Annotated in this window: 17 protein-coding genes; 5 read left to right on the top strand and 12 right to left on the bottom strand. The window is 68.8% G+C overall.

The features are described 5' to 3' along the window. Positions 1-236: 236 nt before the first annotated feature. Together OG746_RS38660 and OG746_RS38655 are read right to left on the bottom strand one after the other, a co-directional pair. Positions 237-1,244 (bottom strand): S66 peptidase family protein, encoded by a 1,008-nt coding sequence (locus OG746_RS38660; RefSeq protein ID WP_266725684.1) that lies wholly within the window; start codon positions 1,242-1,244, stop codon positions 237-239. Between the two features lie 87 nt (positions 1,245-1,331). After that, positions 1,332-1,511: a hypothetical protein gene (locus tag OG746_RS38655; protein ID WP_266723260.1), complete on the bottom strand. Its 180-nt coding sequence runs from the start codon at positions 1,509-1,511 to the stop codon at positions 1,332-1,334. 160 nt (positions 1,512-1,671) lie between these two features. Here OG746_RS38655 and OG746_RS38650 point away from each other — a divergent pair, with 160 nt between their 5' ends. Next, entirely contained in the window at positions 1,672-1,815 is a 144-nt protein-coding gene (locus OG746_RS38650) for a hypothetical protein (protein WP_266723258.1), read from the top strand. 18 nt (positions 1,816-1,833) lie between these two features. Here the strand turns inward: OG746_RS38650 and OG746_RS38645 are convergent, their stop codons facing one another. Together OG746_RS38645 and OG746_RS38640 are read right to left on the bottom strand one after the other, a co-directional pair. Then, positions 1,834-3,045 carry a cobalamin B12-binding domain-containing protein gene (locus OG746_RS38645; protein ID WP_266723256.1) on the bottom strand — a complete coding sequence of 404 codons (1,212 nt, stop codon included), beginning with the start codon at positions 3,043-3,045 and terminating at the stop codon, positions 1,834-1,836. Beyond that, entirely contained in the window at positions 3,042-4,694 is a 1,653-nt protein-coding gene (locus OG746_RS38640) for a PP2C family protein-serine/threonine phosphatase (protein ID WP_323179734.1), read from the bottom strand. Before OG746_RS38640 ends, OG746_RS38645 begins: the two co-directional genes overlap by 4 nt. Before the next feature lie 399 nt (positions 4,695-5,093). On the opposite strand from OG746_RS38640, the gene OG746_RS38635 reads away from it, so the two are divergent. Beyond that, on the top strand, positions 5,094-5,267 hold the full coding sequence (locus OG746_RS38635; RefSeq protein WP_266723252.1) for a CsbD family protein: 174 nt from the start codon (positions 5,094-5,096) through the stop codon (positions 5,265-5,267). Positions 5,268-5,445: 178 nt separating this feature from the next. On the opposite strand, the gene OG746_RS38630 is transcribed toward OG746_RS38635, so the two are convergent. From OG746_RS38630 to OG746_RS38620, 3 genes are all read right to left on the bottom strand, one after another. Next, positions 5,446-6,315, bottom strand: a complete 870-nt coding sequence (locus OG746_RS38630) for a SigB/SigF/SigG family RNA polymerase sigma factor (protein WP_266723250.1) — start codon at positions 6,313-6,315, stop codon at positions 5,446-5,448. Positions 6,316-6,432: 117 nt separating this feature from the next. Next, on the bottom strand, positions 6,433-6,876 hold the full coding sequence (locus OG746_RS38625) for an ATP-binding protein (RefSeq protein WP_266723248.1): 444 nt from the start codon (positions 6,874-6,876) through the stop codon (positions 6,433-6,435). Positions 6,877-6,986: 110 nt separating this feature from the next. Then, a complete protein-coding gene (locus OG746_RS38620; RefSeq protein ID WP_266725682.1) occupies positions 6,987-7,544 on the bottom strand; it encodes a Dps family protein in 558 nt (185 codons plus the stop codon). Between the two features lie 144 nt (positions 7,545-7,688). Here OG746_RS38620 and OG746_RS38615 point away from each other — a divergent pair, with 144 nt between their 5' ends. Next, positions 7,689-8,204, top strand: coding sequence for an SRPBCC family protein (locus OG746_RS38615; RefSeq protein ID WP_266723246.1), 516 nt, complete (start codon positions 7,689-7,691; stop codon positions 8,202-8,204). A gap of 15 nt (positions 8,205-8,219) precedes the next feature. Here OG746_RS38615 and OG746_RS38610 read toward each other — a convergent pair whose 3' ends face one another. Then, positions 8,220-10,190, bottom strand: a complete 1,971-nt coding sequence (locus OG746_RS38610; protein ID WP_266723244.1) for an acyl-CoA dehydrogenase family protein — start codon at positions 10,188-10,190, stop codon at positions 8,220-8,222. Between the two features lie 195 nt (positions 10,191-10,385). Here OG746_RS38610 and OG746_RS38605 point away from each other — a divergent pair, with 195 nt between their 5' ends. Further along, on the top strand, positions 10,386-10,829 hold the full coding sequence (locus OG746_RS38605; RefSeq protein ID WP_266723243.1) for an HIT family protein: 444 nt from the start codon (positions 10,386-10,388) through the stop codon (positions 10,827-10,829). Positions 10,830-10,937: 108 nt separating this feature from the next. Here OG746_RS38605 and OG746_RS38600 read toward each other — a convergent pair whose 3' ends face one another. The 4 genes from OG746_RS38600 to OG746_RS38585 form a co-directional block, all read right to left on the bottom strand. Next, positions 10,938-11,090, bottom strand: coding sequence for a hypothetical protein (locus OG746_RS38600; RefSeq protein WP_266723242.1), 153 nt, complete (start codon positions 11,088-11,090; stop codon positions 10,938-10,940). Between the two features lie 69 nt (positions 11,091-11,159). Beyond that, positions 11,160-11,870, bottom strand: a complete 711-nt coding sequence (locus OG746_RS38595) for a polyamine aminopropyltransferase (RefSeq protein ID WP_266723240.1) — start codon at positions 11,868-11,870, stop codon at positions 11,160-11,162. A gap of 110 nt (positions 11,871-11,980) precedes the next feature. After that, complete coding sequence (gene murJ / locus OG746_RS38590) at positions 11,981-13,663, bottom strand: murein biosynthesis integral membrane protein MurJ (RefSeq protein ID WP_266723239.1); 1,683 nt, start codon at positions 13,661-13,663, stop codon at positions 11,981-11,983. Between the two features lie 89 nt (positions 13,664-13,752). After that, positions 13,753-14,802, bottom strand: a complete 1,050-nt coding sequence (locus OG746_RS38585; protein WP_266723238.1) for an aldo/keto reductase — start codon at positions 14,800-14,802, stop codon at positions 13,753-13,755. Between the two features lie 641 nt (positions 14,803-15,443). Here OG746_RS38585 and OG746_RS38580 point away from each other — a divergent pair. Then, complete coding sequence (locus OG746_RS38580) at positions 15,444-15,794, top strand: PRC-barrel domain-containing protein (RefSeq protein WP_266723236.1); 351 nt, start codon at positions 15,444-15,446, stop codon at positions 15,792-15,794. The last annotated feature ends 56 nt before the right edge of the window (positions 15,795-15,850 follow it).

Genomic DNA, 15,850 nt, shown 5'->3' with positions numbered 1-15,850 from the left:
AGGTGCTCGGTGGCGGACTGGCACCGGGGCCTCTCGGTAGACCCCATAAGCAGGTGCTCGGTGGCGGACTGGCACCGGGGCCTCTCGGTAGACCCCCTAAGCAGGTGCTCGGTGCCGGATTTGCAGGGGCCACTGCCCCCAACGCCTCGTAGGCGTGCCGCAGGTGCTCCGGCGGCTGATGGGACGCGCCTCCCCGGCTTTCGAACGTCTCACCGGTCGGCTCCACCTCGATCGCCTCACGCCTTGAGCGGGCGTACCGCAGGTTCGAGCAGTGACAAGGTCCGCTGCTGCGCGTCGAGGGCGACGCGAGTACCGACGGGCATCGGGAGGTTCGGGCCGGCGTGTCCGAACTCGACGTTGCCCAGGACAGGGATGTCGCGGTCACCGAGGACGTCGAGGACCATCTCGGGCAGGGACGGGGAGGCGTCGGGCGAGTCGAGTCCATCGATCGCGCACGGGACGCCCACGACCATGCCGGAGATGCGGTCGAGGATGCCGCTGTGCCGCAGCACCTGTAGGTAGCTCCACACATGGGCCGCCTGGCAGCCCATCTCCTCCCAAAACAGCACCGCGCCGTCGAACCGCTCGAGCGGCAGCGCGTAACGCGTTGCCTGTGCCAGCACGATGCGATTGAGCAGCCCGCCGATCAGTCGTCCCTCGGCGCGACCCGCACGCCAGCACTCCCACGACGGGGTGGTCGGCAGCGCACCGATCGCCTCCTCGCCGGTCAGCAACGTCGAGTAGAGCTTCTCGAGTTCCGCCCTGCGTGCCGCGGGCGCGGACTGCCAGTGCCCGCCGAGTCCAGGCGTGGCCACGTCGGCGTGGAAGCCGACCAGCCCCGTGCGCGCGAAGAGCACGAGGTGCAGCAGTGAGATGTCGCTGTAACCGAGGATCGGCTTGGGGTCGGCGACGATCGCCTCGACGTCGATCAGGTCGAGGTAGCCGAGTGCTGAACTGCCGCCGTCATGCACGATGATGGCGCGCACCTCGGGATCACGCAGAAGTGCGTTGAATTCCCCGGCGGTTTCCGCCGGTGTTGCCGCACTCCACCAATGGTGCCGCCCCGCTTCGAGGAGCGGCGCCCGACGCACACGGAATCCCATCCGCTCAAGTACGACCACCGCCTGCTCGAGGTCGGGCTCGTACTGGGCCTGCAGCGGCCCGGACAGCGACGCGACAACGACCAGGTCTCCGGGCTTCAGGGCACGGGGGCGAAGGAGTTCGGGCAGCGCGGTAGCGGTCACCGAGGTAGCAGTCACCGGGGCAGTATTCCGGCACCCGCCGCACCACGCGACTCATTTCATGAGCCCCCGGGTCATGAGCCCCCGAGTTCATCGTCGACGCGACGTCCTGCTGCTCGCCCAGCCTCCGGCCCCCGCCAGGTGGAGTGCCAGAACGGTGAGCCCGAGGAGCATGACGTTCACGGAGGTGAAGACGTCGTTCGTCGAGATGTCGGCGGCGTTGATCAGAAATGCCAGGAAGAACAGCACGGCGGCGGCAATGGCGAACATGTGAAGTCCTGTTCCTCGTCGGTGTAGTTGACGTCGTTGACGTCATTGACTCCCGAGTGCCCGCTTTTGTGTTCTGTACCGCTTCCCGGGTAGCAGCAGAGAGAGCGAGGATGCAGTGACGCTGCTCTTGTCGAAGAACGACAGACATCATGGAGGACTCATGGCCGGCATTCTCAACCGGATCAAGCAGTACAGCCGCAGTCCGCAGGGCAGGCGGACGATCGCGAGGGCGCGCCGGACGGCATCGGACCCCCGCAGGCAGGCCCAGGCACGCGGATGGCTCGCTCGGCTGCGCCGCCGCTGAGGGGCGCCGAGGACCCCGTCATGCGGGCTGTGCGGGAACGGCGAGGGCGGTACGCGCGGCGGTGAGGATGCCGGTGGCGCGCGGAAAGTCGTTCAGTTGGCGCCGCAGGGAGTCGAGGGCGGGCAGCAGGCTCTGCGGCGGGACGTTCCGGGCCCGGAGGATGTCGGCGGTCCACGTGATGAAGACGGTGAACAGGTCGGCGTCGTCGACGTACACGGCGGTGGCCAGGTGAGTGACGATGTGGTCGATGTCCTCGGCGGTGCGCTCGAGTTGGTACTCGGTGTAGGAGCGCATGGGAGGGAACGCGTCCTCGATGTCGGTGAGGGTCTGGGTGACCAGCTGCCGTTTCGTCTGCCTTACCAGCGTGTACTCCTGGTCGTTCAGATGCGGCAGGTCCAGGTCGGGCAGGCGGGCCGCGTCCGCGGTGGGCCGTTCGAGGCCCTGCTTCAGCAGGGTGTGGGCACCGAGGGCGTCCGGGGCCCAGGCGGCCTGCATGCGGTGGGCGTATCGGCCTTGGGGGCCGAACGCGGCGCCGCCGGCCATGACGGGGACGCCGGAGGCCTGGCAGGCGCTGATCGCCGTGTGGGCGGTGGGCAGATGCGCGGAGATCGACGAGGACAGCAGTACGGCGTCGTTCGGCCGTTGGTGGAGGTGGGCCATGAGGTGCTCGGTGGGGACCTGTGCGCCCAGGTAGTCCACGTGCCAGCCGCGCAGGCGCAGCACCTCGGCGACCAGGCGGGCGGGCAGGGCGTGCCATTCGCCGTCCACGCAGGCGACCGTCACCCGGCCCAGCGGCGCCGCGTCGGCCAGTGCGGGAGCGGCCAGGTCGGCGACGGCGGACACGCAGCGTTCGTTGATGGCGGTCGCCGCGTGCTCCTGCGCCACCGTGATGGCGTTGGCCGCCCATTGGATGCCGACGCGTTCCTGCACCGGCGCGATCAGTTGCAGCAGCGTCCGCTCCGCCGCGGCCAGCACCTGCGAGGAAGTGCCGTCGCCCACGGCATACCGTACGAGGGCCACGGCATGGATCACGTCGCAGTCGACCGCCGCGCGCCACAACTGCTCGCGGAGTTCGTCGTGGCTGGGCGCCGCCCTGTGTGCGGTGACGCCTGATGCGGTGTGTGCGGTGATGTCTGATGTGGCGTGTGATGCGGTGTGCGTGGTGACGTCTGATGTGGTGCGTGTGGTGACATCTGATGTGGCGTGTGTGGTGACGTCTGATGTGGTCATGAAGCGAACCTGCCTCGGGTGTGTCCGTCCACGGCCACGTGGTGGCTGGTGGGCGGCGCGGTGATGGCCAGTACGGCCGTGTCGTCGTGCGGCCCGTCGCCGACCCATTGCGCGGTGACCATCTGGAGCCGTTCGGTGACCGCTTCGGCGGGCAGGCCCGCGCACTCGGACAGCGTGTTGTGCAGGCGCTGTTCGCCGAACATCACATCGCCGAGCGGGCCGCCGCGGGCTTCGGTGACGCCGTCGGAGTAGAGGAGACAGGTCTCCCCCGGTGCGAGGTCCACGGCCGCGGTGGTGATCGTGACTTGGTCCGTGGGGAGGACTCCTATCAGCACGCCCTTGGTGTCCACCTCTTCCACCCGTCCGTCGGCACGCAGGATCAGGGGGGCGGGGTGTCCGGCACTGGAGACCCGCAGCCGTACGCGGCTTCCTTCACGCCGGACGGAGGCCAGGGCGAGTGTCACGAACCGTGAATGGCGCGAGGACAGCAGCGCGTTGTTGAGCAGCGCGAGCAGCTTGAGGTGGTCGGCGGCGAACGGCAGCAGCGCCTCGATCGTGTTGCGGATCTTCCCGGTCAGTACGGCGGCCTCGAGCCCCTTGCCGCACACGTCGCCCAGGACCACGAAGGTCTCCGCGTCGTCGCTGTCGGCGGGATGCACGTCGTAGAAGTCGCCACCGATCCGATCGGTGGCCGACGCCGCCCGGTAGCGGCCGGAGTAGTCGATGCCGTGCACGCTCTCCAGGGCCGGGGGCAGCAGCTCCCGCATCAGTACGTCCGTGATGTGGACCTGCTCGGCATAGACGCGCGCCGAGGACAGGGCCACGCCCGCGCGGGCGGCGAAGAGCCGGACGAGGGCCTCCTCGGCTTCGCTGAACACCGCTTCCCGGCTCTGCCGCAGCAGCACGATGGCCCCGGCCGGCAGACCGTGCCCGGGCAGCGGCACCACCACGATGGAGCCGATCTGCGCCCGCCCGGCCGTGAACTGCTCCGGGACCACCCAGTCCGGGACGAGGCCCGGGTCGATCCATCGCGACGGCACGGGAGGGAAGCCCGCCAGCGCCTCCGCGAGGCCCGGCATGCTTTGCGGATCCAGCTCGACCTTCTCCTGCTCCACCGGCCCGCCGGTGGAGCAGCGGGTGACGGGATACATGCGGCCGGACCGGACGCCGACGACGACCGCCGCGTCCGCGAGATGCGCCGCGGCCATGCGGGCGGTCGCTTCCATGCATCGGTCCACGTTCAGCGATGCCAGAAGCTCGCCGGACACCTCCCGCAGGACTTGCGAGCGGGCCCTCTCGCGGGCCAACTCCGCTTGTACGTTGCGCAGTTCACGGTCGTCGACCAGCCGCCACGACACTCCGCCGTCGGCCGCGCGGCTCGGGAACGCGTCCACCGTCGCCTCGCCGATGCGGCCTCTCACCGCCGCGGACGGACCCGCTCCGCCGTCCGCGGCGGCCCCGGCGATGTCGGCGTGCGCTTCGGCCAGCCAGGAAGGCGCCACGTCCGCGAGCAGCGCGCCGGTCCGCACACCCTCCAGGAGGGCGACGGCCTCGCCGCTGCAGGACAGCACGCGGCCTGCCCCGTCCACCGTGACCGACGGGTACGTCGCGCCGAGGCCGGCAGCAGGTCTGGCGCTTCGGGAACTCACCGGCTCCGTTGGGGACTTCATCACGCGGGTCCCGCACAGTGCGGGACCCCACCACCCTTCGTTGGAACCCTTGACAACCACGTCCGACCTTGCACACCCACGGCCCCGCCACTCGACAAAAACCGCCGAGCCGTCAAGAGCACGCGCCGGGTACCCAAGACGGCGGAGACAAACCGAAATCGGCGACAGAGCCCGCACTTTCTCTCGAGAAGCCCACTTCATCTCACGCACGCGAGGTGGGCCCCTTTTCCTCCTGGTGACACCTGGCGGCAGATGCCGCCGAAAGACACCGCAAAAGACACGGCACAGGATCCGATGGCCTCGAGGATGTTTGCCTCGCTGCAGAGTGGCCAATCGGAGGGCAGCACATGATGTCGATGCCAAGGAGTGTGAGCGGAAATGACCGCCGGCGAGAAGGCCAAGGCAAAGACCGAGCAGGTCACTGGCGCCGCCAAGGAAGCCGCCGGACGCGCCGTGGGCAACGAACGCCTCACAGCAGAAGGCCGCGCCCAGCAAATGAAGGGCGACGCCCGCCAGGCAAAGGAAAAGACCAAGGACATCGGCAAGCACTGAATTCACCGCGCTCGCGCCCGTGGTGGTCCGCTCCTTTCATGGAGCGGCCCACCACGGGCGCGCTCGTTTCGGGGATCGCGGACGTCTTCACCGTGAACATGGCGCTGCGCCGCCCGGAATGGGCGGCGCAGCGCACTCAATTCTCTACAGAAGGCATCCAGTGGGCATCCAGACGGCTTTACTCCGCCGCCATCAGCCCCTCGCGGAGCCGGGCGACCACCTTCGAGATCAGGCGGGACACATGCATCTGGGAGCAGCCGAGCTCGTCGGCGATCTCCTGCTGGGTGCGCTCCTCGACGAAGCGGAGATGGATCAGGCGCCGGTCCCGCTCATTCAGGTCCACGATCAGCGGGGCGAGGGAGTGGAAGTTCTCGACGAGTTCGAAGCGGTCCTCGTCGATGCCGATGAACTCGGCAAGCATCGTGTCGGACTCGTCGTCGGCCCCGTTCACCGCCGCGTCCAGGGAGACGCTGTTGTAGCCGTTGGACGCCTTCTGCGCCTCGGCCACCTCCGTCACGTCGAGCTGCATCAGCTCCGCCAGCTCCGCCGTCGAGGGCGAGCGGCCCAGCCGGGTGCTCAACTCCTCCTTCGCCTTGGACAGTTCGACCCGCGCCTCCTGCAAACGGCGCGGCACATGCACGGCCCAGGACGTGTCACGGAAGAACCGCTTGATCTCACCGACGATGTAGGGCACGGCGAACGACGTGAACTCGACCTCGCGGGTCAGCTCGAACCGGTCGATCGCCTTGATCAGGCCGATCGTGCCGACCTGGACGATGTCCTCCATCTCCTCGGGCCCACGGTGCCTGAACCTGGCGGCCGCGTACCGCACCAGAGAGAGATTCATCTCGATCAGCACGTTGCGCACGTAGCTGTACTCGTGCGTGCCCTCCTCCAGCCGAGCGAGGCGGTCGAAGAAGTGCCGCCCGATCTCTCGGGCGTCCTTCGGGCGAACAGAGGAAGGATCGGCATAGGCGCGCTCGATCAGATTCACCTCGGCCTCGTCGGCCGTGATGTGCGTCTGCTGGTGAACTGCCGCGGTGGTCATTGCCGTTGTCCCCTGTCTCTCGTCGTGTGAGCTTCGGGCATCCATCCTCGTACGCCTGCGGTTACCCCCATGTCATGCGCGTATACATACGGTCAGATGTGTCCTGTCACACGGCGTTCACGCCAGAGCCAGGACGGCTGTGACCGTCTTCCCGCCCGGCTCCCTGTCGACCTGCACGCGCGAGCACAGGCGCTGGACGATCGTCCAGCCGTACCCGCCCTGACGGCCGAGCACCGGCGACAGGTCCTTCGGCACCTCAGGGCTGGCATCACTGACCCGCAATTGCAGCTCGTTCCCGGCCAGTCGGGCGCGGAAGCCGGTCACGGCTCCCGCGTGCAGCAGCGCGTTCGTGATCAACTCGCTCACCACGAGCAGCGCGTCGTCGCGCAGTTGCTGCGCGCGGGCCAGGGACAGGCCGCCGCACGCCTCCTTCAGTACCGAGCGGACCTGCATCCGGGCGTCCGCGCAGCTGATGTCCTCGCACTCCGGCTCTGGTGCCGTTTCCACCGTTCCCACCGCTTCCACAACGGTCATCACGCCTTCGGCTGTGGCGTCGTACATGTGCGGTCACCGCTCTCATCGGATCGGTCCGTATTCGTCTGCCCGACCCGGAGGGCCCCACACGTTGCCCGGGTTACGCACCTGCCCTGTCTCGGTCGGCGCGGTGTCGGTCACCGTGCGCTGGAACGCGCCGCGTCCAGTTCGGTGGAGGCGTCGGCCGTGGCGAGGGTGCCGCCGGAGGTCTCCAGATGGGCTCGCACGAACCACTGGAACTGTTCCAGGTCCCGCAGCTGCCCGATCAGCAGGTCCTCGGTGGCCGCGTCGACGGCTCCCACCTCCTTGACCGCGGCACGCAGGTCCCCGATCACACCGGTGTAGACGAGATCGAGCGCACCGAGATGGGCGATGGCATCGGCCCGGCCCACGCTGTAGTCCTGCCACGAGCGCTCCGCGACCAGCGCGCCCGGCGTGCCATGGGCGACCCCGCCCAGGGTGGCCATGCGCTCGGCGACGTCATCGGCCATGGCCCGGACGCGGTCGACCTGCGGGTCGAGCATTTCGTGCACGGCGATGAAATGCGGGCCCACGACGTTCCAGTGCACGTGCTTCAGCGTCAGATGAAGGTCGTTCAGCGCATGCAGACGCTGCTGGAGCAGCGAGATCATGGTCCCGGCATCCTTGGCCGTGATGCCGGGCGCGGTGTACTTCGGGGCAGCCTCGGAGGTCAACGTCATATCTCCTGTCTCGTACGGGATTGCCCCGACCCCGTACCCCCCTTCCTGCTCGGTATGCCCTCGACATGCGATGCTCCTACTCAGCAGTAAGTTCGCGTCGTGAGTCGGAAGCCGAATGCCGTCAGTTGGAGGAACCCCGTGGCCCGCGTCTTCACCGTGAGCGACAGCATCACCATCGCCGTGTCGTCGGACGCCGCGTACGAGGCCGTCAGCCGCCCCGCGGACATGGGACGTTGGAGCCCCGAGAACCTCGGCACGACGGACGAGTCACCCGCGGGGCCGGCCGGCCCCGGCACCACGTTCGTCGGCCGCAACAAGCGCGGAGCGTTCCGGTGGACGACCCGATGCACGGTCACAGCGGCCGAGCCGGGTCACCGCTTCGCGTTCCGCGTGCATGCGATCGGGCTCAGCCGGCCGTTCCTGCGCGGCCCCATCGCCACCTGGGAGTACCGGTTCGAGGAGGTCGGCAGCGGCACCCGCGTGACGGAGACCTGGACCGACGACCGGCGCGCCTGGCCGACATTCGTGGCCAACGCCTTCGACCGTGTCGCCACCTCCGGGAAGACGTTCGCCACGTTCCAACAACGCAACATCGAGAAGACGCTGCACAACCTCAAGCGCGAACTCGAAGTCGAACACGACACCGCGCCCTGAGCACAGCCTGGTGGGTCAGCCCACCAGGTCCGGAGAGCGCAGCATCGCCGACGGGATGCCCCATGCGTCGACGAGATCGACCGCGAGCGGCCTGACCTTTCGGCAGAGGTTGTTGATCTCACGGCTGATCGCCTTGGAACGCTGGACGGTCAGCCGACCGTGTTCCATGAACCACGCCCGGTCGGACTCGATGGTGGACAGCGCGAACAGGTCGCACAACAACCCCAGTGCGACCTTGTTGCCGTCGTCGTTCCCATCGTTCCCGTCGTCCCCGCCGTCCGGCAGCGTGCGCAGTTTGTCGACGAACGCCTCGAGGACCAGGCGTTCGACGTGCGCGCGGGCCACCGAGATCACGTGGTCCTGTACGTGGGAGAAGACGACACCGGGATCGCCCTTCTCGTCCAGCCCGCGCTTGAGCCGCCGGGCCAGGCCGGCGAGCATGTGCTCCTCGCGGAAACGGACCATGGCGAGTTGGTAGTCCCGGTCGAGCAGGCCGGCCTCCTGGTCCCACTCGTCGCCACCGGGCAGCAGGTCGCGCACGCGCTCCAGCAGCTTGTGCACCGACGTCCTCTCGATGACCGTCTCCACGGCCTGACCGGTCACGAACCGGACCATGCCGAGCTGGTCGAGGTCCTCGAACTCGTGCGCGTAGTTCGTGAGGAGCCCCTTCGCCACGAGCTGCAGCAGGACGTGGTTGTCGCCCTCGAAGGTGGTGAAGACGTCGCTGTCGGCCTTGAGCGCGGCGAACCGGTTGACGGCGAGGTAGCCGGCGCCGCCGCACGCCTCGCGGCACTCCTGGATCGTCCGTGTCGCGTGCCAGGTGCCCAGCGCCTTCGTGCCGGCGGCCCGGGCCTCCAGCTCCCGCCGTGCCTGCTCGTCGTCCTGGTCTCCCGAGAAGACCTCGTGCAACTGGGTACGCACCACATCCTGGGCGAAGTGCAGGGCGTAGGTGCGGGCGAGCAACGGCAGCAGGCGGCGCTGGTGCATCCCGTAGTCGAGGAGCAGCTGCTCCTCGCCGTCCGACGCCGCCTCGAACTGCCGCCGGCGCACCGCGTACTTCGTGGCGATCGCCAGGGCGACCTTGGCCGCGTTGATCGCGCCTCCACCGACGCTGACCCTCCCCTGGACCAGGGTTCCGAGCATGGTGAAGAAACGGCGGCCGGGGTTCTCGATCGGGCTCTCGTACGCGCCGTCAGGCGTGACATCGGCGAACCGGTTGAGCAGCGCCTCGCGCGGCACCCGCACACCGTCGAACCAGAGGCGACCGTTGTCGACTCCGTTGAGCCCCATCTTCCGGCCGGCGTCCTCGATCCGTACGCCCGGTGCCGGCGCGCCGTCGACGCGGATCGGCACGACGAACGCGTGCACCCCTTCCGACCTGCCAGCCACCTCCAACTGGGCGAAGACGACTGCCAGTTCGGCATGCCGGGCGGCATTGCCGATGTAATCCTTGCGCGCGGCGTCGCCGTGCGTGGTGATCACGAACTCCTGGCTCGCGGCGTCGTACGTCGCCACAGTGCCGAGCGCCTGGACGTTGGAGCCGTGCCCGGTCTCGGTCATCGCGAAGCAGCCCATCAGCTTCCCGGTGATCAGATCCGGCAGATGGGCCCGGTGGTGCCGCTCGGTGCCGAGGTGCAGGATCGCGCCGCCGAAGAGGCCGAACTGCACCCCCACCTTCACCAGGAGCGACAGATCTCCGTAGGCGAGTGTCTCGAACGCGGCGATCGAGGCGCCGATGTCACCGCCCCCGCCGTACTCCTTCGGGAACCCCATCCCCGTCTGGCCGGTGGCCGCCAGTTCGACCGTGAGCTCGCGCACCCGCTCGCGGAACGCGTCGATACCGAGTTCCTCGGCCTGTTCGAGAACGGAGGCGTGCGTCGACAGATTCGTGCGCACCAGATCGCGGATCTCGGCGTACTCACCGTCAAGCAGCGCGGTCAGGGCCTGTACGTCGACGTCGGAGGACTTGGAGGCATCGTTGATCATGGACCTCTGGTACCCCGTGAAGACGATTTACAAGCGGTCCACCGACACCACACGGGTGCGTCCCATGGTGTGAGCTGGGTGCAGACCATGGCAGTCGGTCGTCTCGGTAACGTGCGCCGTGATTGGTGAGGTGGCGCTTGAGAAAGTACGTGCAGCCCCCTCCCGGGATTCCACAAGCAGTCAGGAAGGCGCCCCGTGCCCAACCACGAACCCGTTGACTACGACTGCCCGTTCTGCGACTTTCCCCCTGACCGGGAGCCCGAAGTCGTCTACCGAGATGAGCTCGTCTTCGCCACGATCTGCCCCCGCTGGTGGCCGCGGAACGCCGGGCATCTACTGATCATCCCCGTGGCCCATCACGAAAACCTCTATGACCTCCCCGCCGCTGACGGTCACGCCGTCTTCGACGTCACCCAAAAGCTCGCCCGTGTCATGCGCGCAACCTACGACTGCGCGGGCGTCTCCACTCGCCAGCAGAACGAGCCCGCCGGCGGCCAAACCGTCTGGCATTTCCACCAACACCTCTTCCCCCGCTACCCCGGCGACGACCTCTACGCTTCGGCCCCGCAGCCCGACTCCCTCCCCACCGAACGCCGCCGCGCCTACGCGGAGCGTCTGCGCGCCGCACTCAAGTCCTAGGGAGTGCGCCCCACAGCGATCGGGCATCCGGTGCACCGGACGGGGCAGCCACTGGACGCTGCGGGTGTCCAAGGACCGCGCCGCCTTCGCCTGCGACGGGATCGCGCTTCAGCAGGCCTTCAGCGCGAACGCGGCCCTGCTCATGGCCCTCACCCTCGGTGTCATCGGCGCCCTCACCGTCATCGGCGCGCTCGCCGACCTCGCGTTCGGCGCCGTCATCCGGTACACCGCCTCCACCGTGATCACCTCGGTGGTGGTCATCCTCGTGCTGCCCCTCGAGGCGGAGCTACTGCCCGCCCGGCACAGCAGCTCCGCCTCGCCCTCTACGAACTACCGCGCCACGTATACCGTGTTGGTGGACGACCCACCTTGCAGGGGGTTGGCAAACTCCACGACGTGGCTCCGCACGCTCGAGAAGACCTCCTCGAGCGCGGCTTCGAACTCCCGGTCCGGCGGGTCGTTCGACCAGAGGGCGAACACACCGTCCGGGACGAGCAGTTGAGCAAGCGCGCGCAGCCCGTCGGGCCGATAGAGGGCCGCGTTCCGGGGATGCAGCACGTGCCGGGGAGAATGGTCCACGTCGAGCAAGATGGCGTGGAAGCGGCGGTCCGGTTCACTCGGGTCCAGGCCACCGCCCTCGGCGACCCTCGCGAAGAAGTCGCCCTCGACCAGCCGACACCGGTCGTCCGACGTGAGACGACTGCCCAGTGGCACGTACCCGCGCCGGTGCCAATCGATCACCTCTCCCAGCGCCTCGATCACCGTCACCGAACGCACCCGCGGATCGTCGAGTGCGGCCCCAGCCGTGTATCCGAGGCCGAGGCCGCCCACGGCGACATCCAGCTCCGTGTCCGCAAGGACGCCGAGGCCGAGCCGGGCAAGCTCGATCTCGGCCGCGGTGAAGAGGCTCGACATCAGGAACTCCTCCCCCAGCTTCACCTCGTACACGTCCTCACCAGTGGCCGGGTCCCTTCTGCGGCGCAGGCTGATGTCACCCAGGGGCGTGGGGCGCCAGTCGATCTCCTGAAAACGAGTACTCATACGCGGCCTCCGCCGAGTCGAACCGGGAAACGCGACCATCTTCGCGTACGAAGCGGCGCACGACCGGCAGGCTCGGCCCCACGCGACGACGACCGCTGGTCCGCCTGGACTCAGCGCATCCCGGGCAGGCGACGCAGCTCGTTGACCTTCATCAGCCGGGCGAGGAGGAGGTACCCCACGGCTGTCGCCAGCGCCCCGGTAGCCAGTGCGACGGCCGTGGGCCACGTTCCGCTTCCCAGGCCCGCACACGCACGCGCCGCGGCCCAGCCCAGCCCTGCGGCCGGTCCCGCGGCGCAGAACAGTTTCACGTAGGTGCGGCGCAGGTCGCCGTCGTCGATGCGGTCCCCAAGTCTCCTGCGCAGCAGATGCGCGGTGAGTGCGAGACCGGCCACGTAGGAGAGGGTGTAGGCGCCGGCCATGCCGACGACCGCCCAGCGGGCGGGCAGGAGCACATGACAGGCGGTGGCCAGGGCGATGTTCACGCCCGCGATCCAGGCGGCCATGAGGAACGGGGTGCGGGTGTCCTCGCTGGCGTAGAAGCCGCGCAGCAGGAGGTACTGGGCGGAGAAGGGGATGAGGCCGAGTCCGAAGGCCTGCAGCATGTACCCCAGTGGGCGGGCCGAGTCGGCGTCCGCCGCGCCGTGGGCGAACAGCAGCGAGGAGATCTGTGGCCCCAGAGCGAGGAAGAGGAACGCGGCGGGCACGATGACCACGCCGCTGATCCGCAGCGCCCGGGACAGGTCCGCGCGTAGATCCGGGATACGCCCCTCGGCGACGGCGTGGCTCATGCGCGGCAGCAAGGCCGTCACCAGGGACACGGTCACGATCGACTGCGGCAGCATCCAGATGGTCTGCGCGTAGGTGTACGCCGAGTAGCCCGCGCCGGCCTGCGGCAGCTCCTGGTCGGCGGCGTTGGCGTAATTCGTGACCACCGTCAGGGCGACCTGGTTGGCCAGGACGAACAGCAGCGTCCACTTCGCCGCGTGAACGCTCTTGCCCAGGCCCGTGCCCCGCCAGTCGAACCGCGGGCGGAAACGGAAACCGGCCGCCCGCGCGAACGGGATCAGCGCCAGGGCCTGCACGGCGATGCCTGCCGTCGTCCCGATCCCCAGCAACAGCACCTGGTCGGCGGTGATGTCCTCCACCCGGTCGGGAACCGTCATCAGCCCCAGATAGGCGGCGAACATGCCGACCAGCACGACGTTGTTCAGCACCGGCGTCCACATCATCGCGCCGAACTTCTCGCGGGCGTTCAACACCTGCCCGTAGATGCTGAAGAGCCCATAGAAGAAGATCTGCGGCAACAGGAACCGCGCGAACGTCACCGTCAGCTCGAACGCCTCGTGACTGTCCGGGGTGTCCCGCATGTACAGGCCCACGATCTGCGGCGCCGCCCACACCGCCAGCGCCGTCCCCACACCCAGCACACAGACCACGAGCGTGACCAGACGCTGCTCGTAAGCGCGTCCGCCATCGGGCTGCGTCGCCCTGGCCCGAACCAGCTGCGGCACCAACACGGCGTTGAGCGCGCCACCGATCAGCAGCGTGTACAGACTCGTCGGCACGGTGTTCGCCGTGTTGTACGTACTGGCCAGCAGACCCGTGCCGAGCGCTGCGGCCTGAAGTACCTGACGGATCAGTCCCGTTGCCCGTGACACCACCGTGCCGACAGCCATCAGCAACGACGAACGAGCCAGCCCGCCCTTGTCCTTCTTCGGTCGGACGGCATGCCGTCCCCTGTTCTGCTGCTCCTGCGGCATGGTCTGCGCCGCGGAGTTCGCCCCCTCAACCATGCCGTCAACTTATGCCCCAAGGTCTCAGGGCCCCAATTGACCTCCCCACACACACCAGTTCAGCGCCCTGGACTTCGGCCGCCGCCCCGTCATGAGCTGCGCGAGACCGGGACCATGGCACGATCGATCTCGGCGAGCTCGCCCGCCGACAGTGGTCCGAACTCCATCGCCCCGGCGTTCTCCTCCGCCTGGGCAACCGTCCGGAATCCGGGGATCGGCACCGTGCGCGGACTGCGCGCCCACAACCAAACCAGCGCACCCTGAGCGAGGGTACGGCCGCGGCTCGTGAGGACGGACCGTACCGCCTCCACACGCGACAGCCACTCCGGATCGACGCCGCCACCCACCGCGAACCCCGGCAGCCAGGCGGGCGGAGCGCTGCGGATGTCCGTGGTCGCGAGCGTGTTGCCCGGCACGAACTTCCCCGTCAGCAGGCCCATCGCGAGCGGGCTGCGGTTGATGCTCGCGAGGTCGAACTCCTCGCACAGGGCGAGCATTTCGGGCGCATCCTGCAGGACGTTGCAGCGGTGCTGCACGGCCGCGCAGTGTGGGCCCGCGGCGAAGACCGCCGCACGCTCCGGGTCATCGGTGCTCCATGCGTACGCCCGGATCAGCCCCTCCTCTACGAGGTCCTCGCAGGCGTCCCGCAGCAGCGCGGCCCGCTCGGGGTCAGCGTCCGACAGATGCAGCTGGTACAGATCCACGTAATCGGTACCCAGCCGGGCCAGCGACGCGGTCAACGCCTGCCGTACGTACGCCGGTGAGTCGTCGCCGCCCGTGCGGACCCTGCTCTCCTCGTCGAAGAGGTTGCCCCACTTGGTGGCCACGACGACATCCGCCCGCCGCTTGCCGAGCGCCCGCCCCAGCACGCGCTCGCTGTGCCCGGTCCCGTACGCGTCGGCGGTGTCGAAGAAGGTCACGCCGAGATCCAGCGCACGGCGCACGGCACGCACGGACTCCTCATCATCGACCTCGCCCCAGCCGAGCGGCTCCCCGCCAAGCCCCTGCCAGGGCCCGCCGATGGCCCAGCAGCCAAAACCGAGCGCGCTGACCTCGATCCCGCTGCGTCCAAGGACCCTGGTGTACGGCGCGTGCGTCGCGGTGGTCGTCGTCCCGTTCTTCGCGTTGGTCGTCTCCATGCCCGCGAACGCTAGGAGTTGAAGTGCACGCGAAGGCAACCCCCTGCGCACGTGCATCCGGAAGGGACGGGAACGGACAGGGCCCGTGAGCGGGTCAGCTGTCCAGTGGCCAGGCAAGGCGCGGGCGAGGCCGAATCGACAGGATCGCGGCCCAGGGAGGCAACGGACCAGAGATGGCAGCTGCCTTGTGCGGGGTAGCCATGCCGTGGTGGCGCACGGGATTGACCTGGCGCGACGAGGATGAGCCGGTCATGTGGCGGGCCGATGAGACCGAACTGGTCACCGCGCCACCGGTCGGGCGGGCGGCGCTGGTGAGCCCGTTCCTGGGGGCGCGTCCATCGGGCGGTAGAACGAGAAAGGCAGGGCAGGCCCCCTGCCTGCACCTCGGTGAGAGTCCCACGCCGCAGGTTCCTCACAGCCGGCACGCCCTGCCTTCGGCACGGCAGGTCGGACCGCAGCGGGGAGCGTCTACTCGGCGGACCGGGAATCCGGCGGCCGCACGTCCGCCCGGCAACCGCGCCGCAGTTGCTCCTTGGTCATCTGTGTTCATTCCCGGGGCGGGGGCACCCGCCGATCCGAGGAGCGCCGGAACCGCTGGACAGGGCGCTCCGGGCCGTACATCGTCGATGAAGGAGCCGAACGTGAACGAGAACATGTGGGGCTATCCGCCGACGAGCAACCACACCACGGGAGCCGATCTGATCGGCTTCAAGGTGGAGGCCACCGACGGCAGCATCGGCAAGGTCGACAAGCACTCGGACGAGGTCGGCTCCGCCTACCTCGTCGTCGACACCGGCGTGTGGATCTTCGGCAAGCATGTCCTGCTGCCCGCAGGCACAGTGTCCCGGATCGACACCGTGAACAGGACGATTCACGTCGACCGCTCAAAGGCACAGATCAAGGACGCCCCCGAATTCGACAAGGACAAGCACGTCGGAGACGCCGGGTACCACGACCAGATCAGCACCTACTACGGCAAGGGCCGCATCTGACCGTCCGAACCATCACGACCACCGGGGCCGGCCGAGCTCTTCGGCCGGCCCCGGTG

It is taken from the genome of Streptomyces sp. NBC_01016 (genome assembly GCF_026341035.1).
GTDB lineage: Bacteria > Actinomycetota > Actinomycetes > Streptomycetales > Streptomycetaceae > Streptomyces.
This window is presented reverse-complemented; position numbering and strand designations above follow the sequence as displayed.

Bases quoted from the DNA above. Each gene is read 5' to 3' on its own strand.
- OG746_RS38645 (WP_266723256.1), bottom strand. From the start codon at position 3,045: ATGACCACATCAGACGTCACCACACACGCCACATCAGATGTCACCACA.
- OG746_RS38630 (WP_266723250.1), bottom strand. From the start codon at position 6,315: ATGACCACCGCGGCAGTTCACCAGCAGACGCACATCACGGCCGACGAG.
- OG746_RS38595 (WP_266723240.1), bottom strand. From the start codon at position 11,870: ATGAGTACTCGTTTTCAGGAGATCGACTGGCGCCCCACGCCCCTGGGT.
- OG746_RS38625 (WP_266723248.1), bottom strand. From the start codon at position 6,876: ATGTACGACGCCACAGCCGAAGGCGTGATGACCGTTGTGGAAGCGGTG.
- OG746_RS38635 (WP_266723252.1), top strand. From the start codon at position 5,094: ATGACCGCCGGCGAGAAGGCCAAGGCAAAGACCGAGCAGGTCACTGGC.
- OG746_RS38655 (WP_266723260.1), bottom strand. From the start codon at position 1,511: ATGTTCGCCATTGCCGCCGCCGTGCTGTTCTTCCTGGCATTTCTGATC.
- OG746_RS38650 (WP_266723258.1), top strand. From the start codon at position 1,672: ATGGCCGGCATTCTCAACCGGATCAAGCAGTACAGCCGCAGTCCGCAG.
- murJ (WP_266723239.1), bottom strand. From the start codon at position 13,663: ATGGTTGAGGGGGCGAACTCCGCGGCGCAGACCATGCCGCAGGAGCAG.
- OG746_RS38610 (WP_266723244.1), bottom strand. From the start codon at position 10,190: ATGATCAACGATGCCTCCAAGTCCTCCGACGTCGACGTACAGGCCCTG.
- OG746_RS38600 (WP_266723242.1), bottom strand. From the start codon at position 11,090: ATGACCACCACCGAGGTGATCACGGTGGAGGCGGTGTACCGGATGACG.
- OG746_RS38585 (WP_266723238.1), bottom strand. From the start codon at position 14,802: ATGGAGACGACCAACGCGAAGAACGGGACGACGACCACCGCGACGCAC.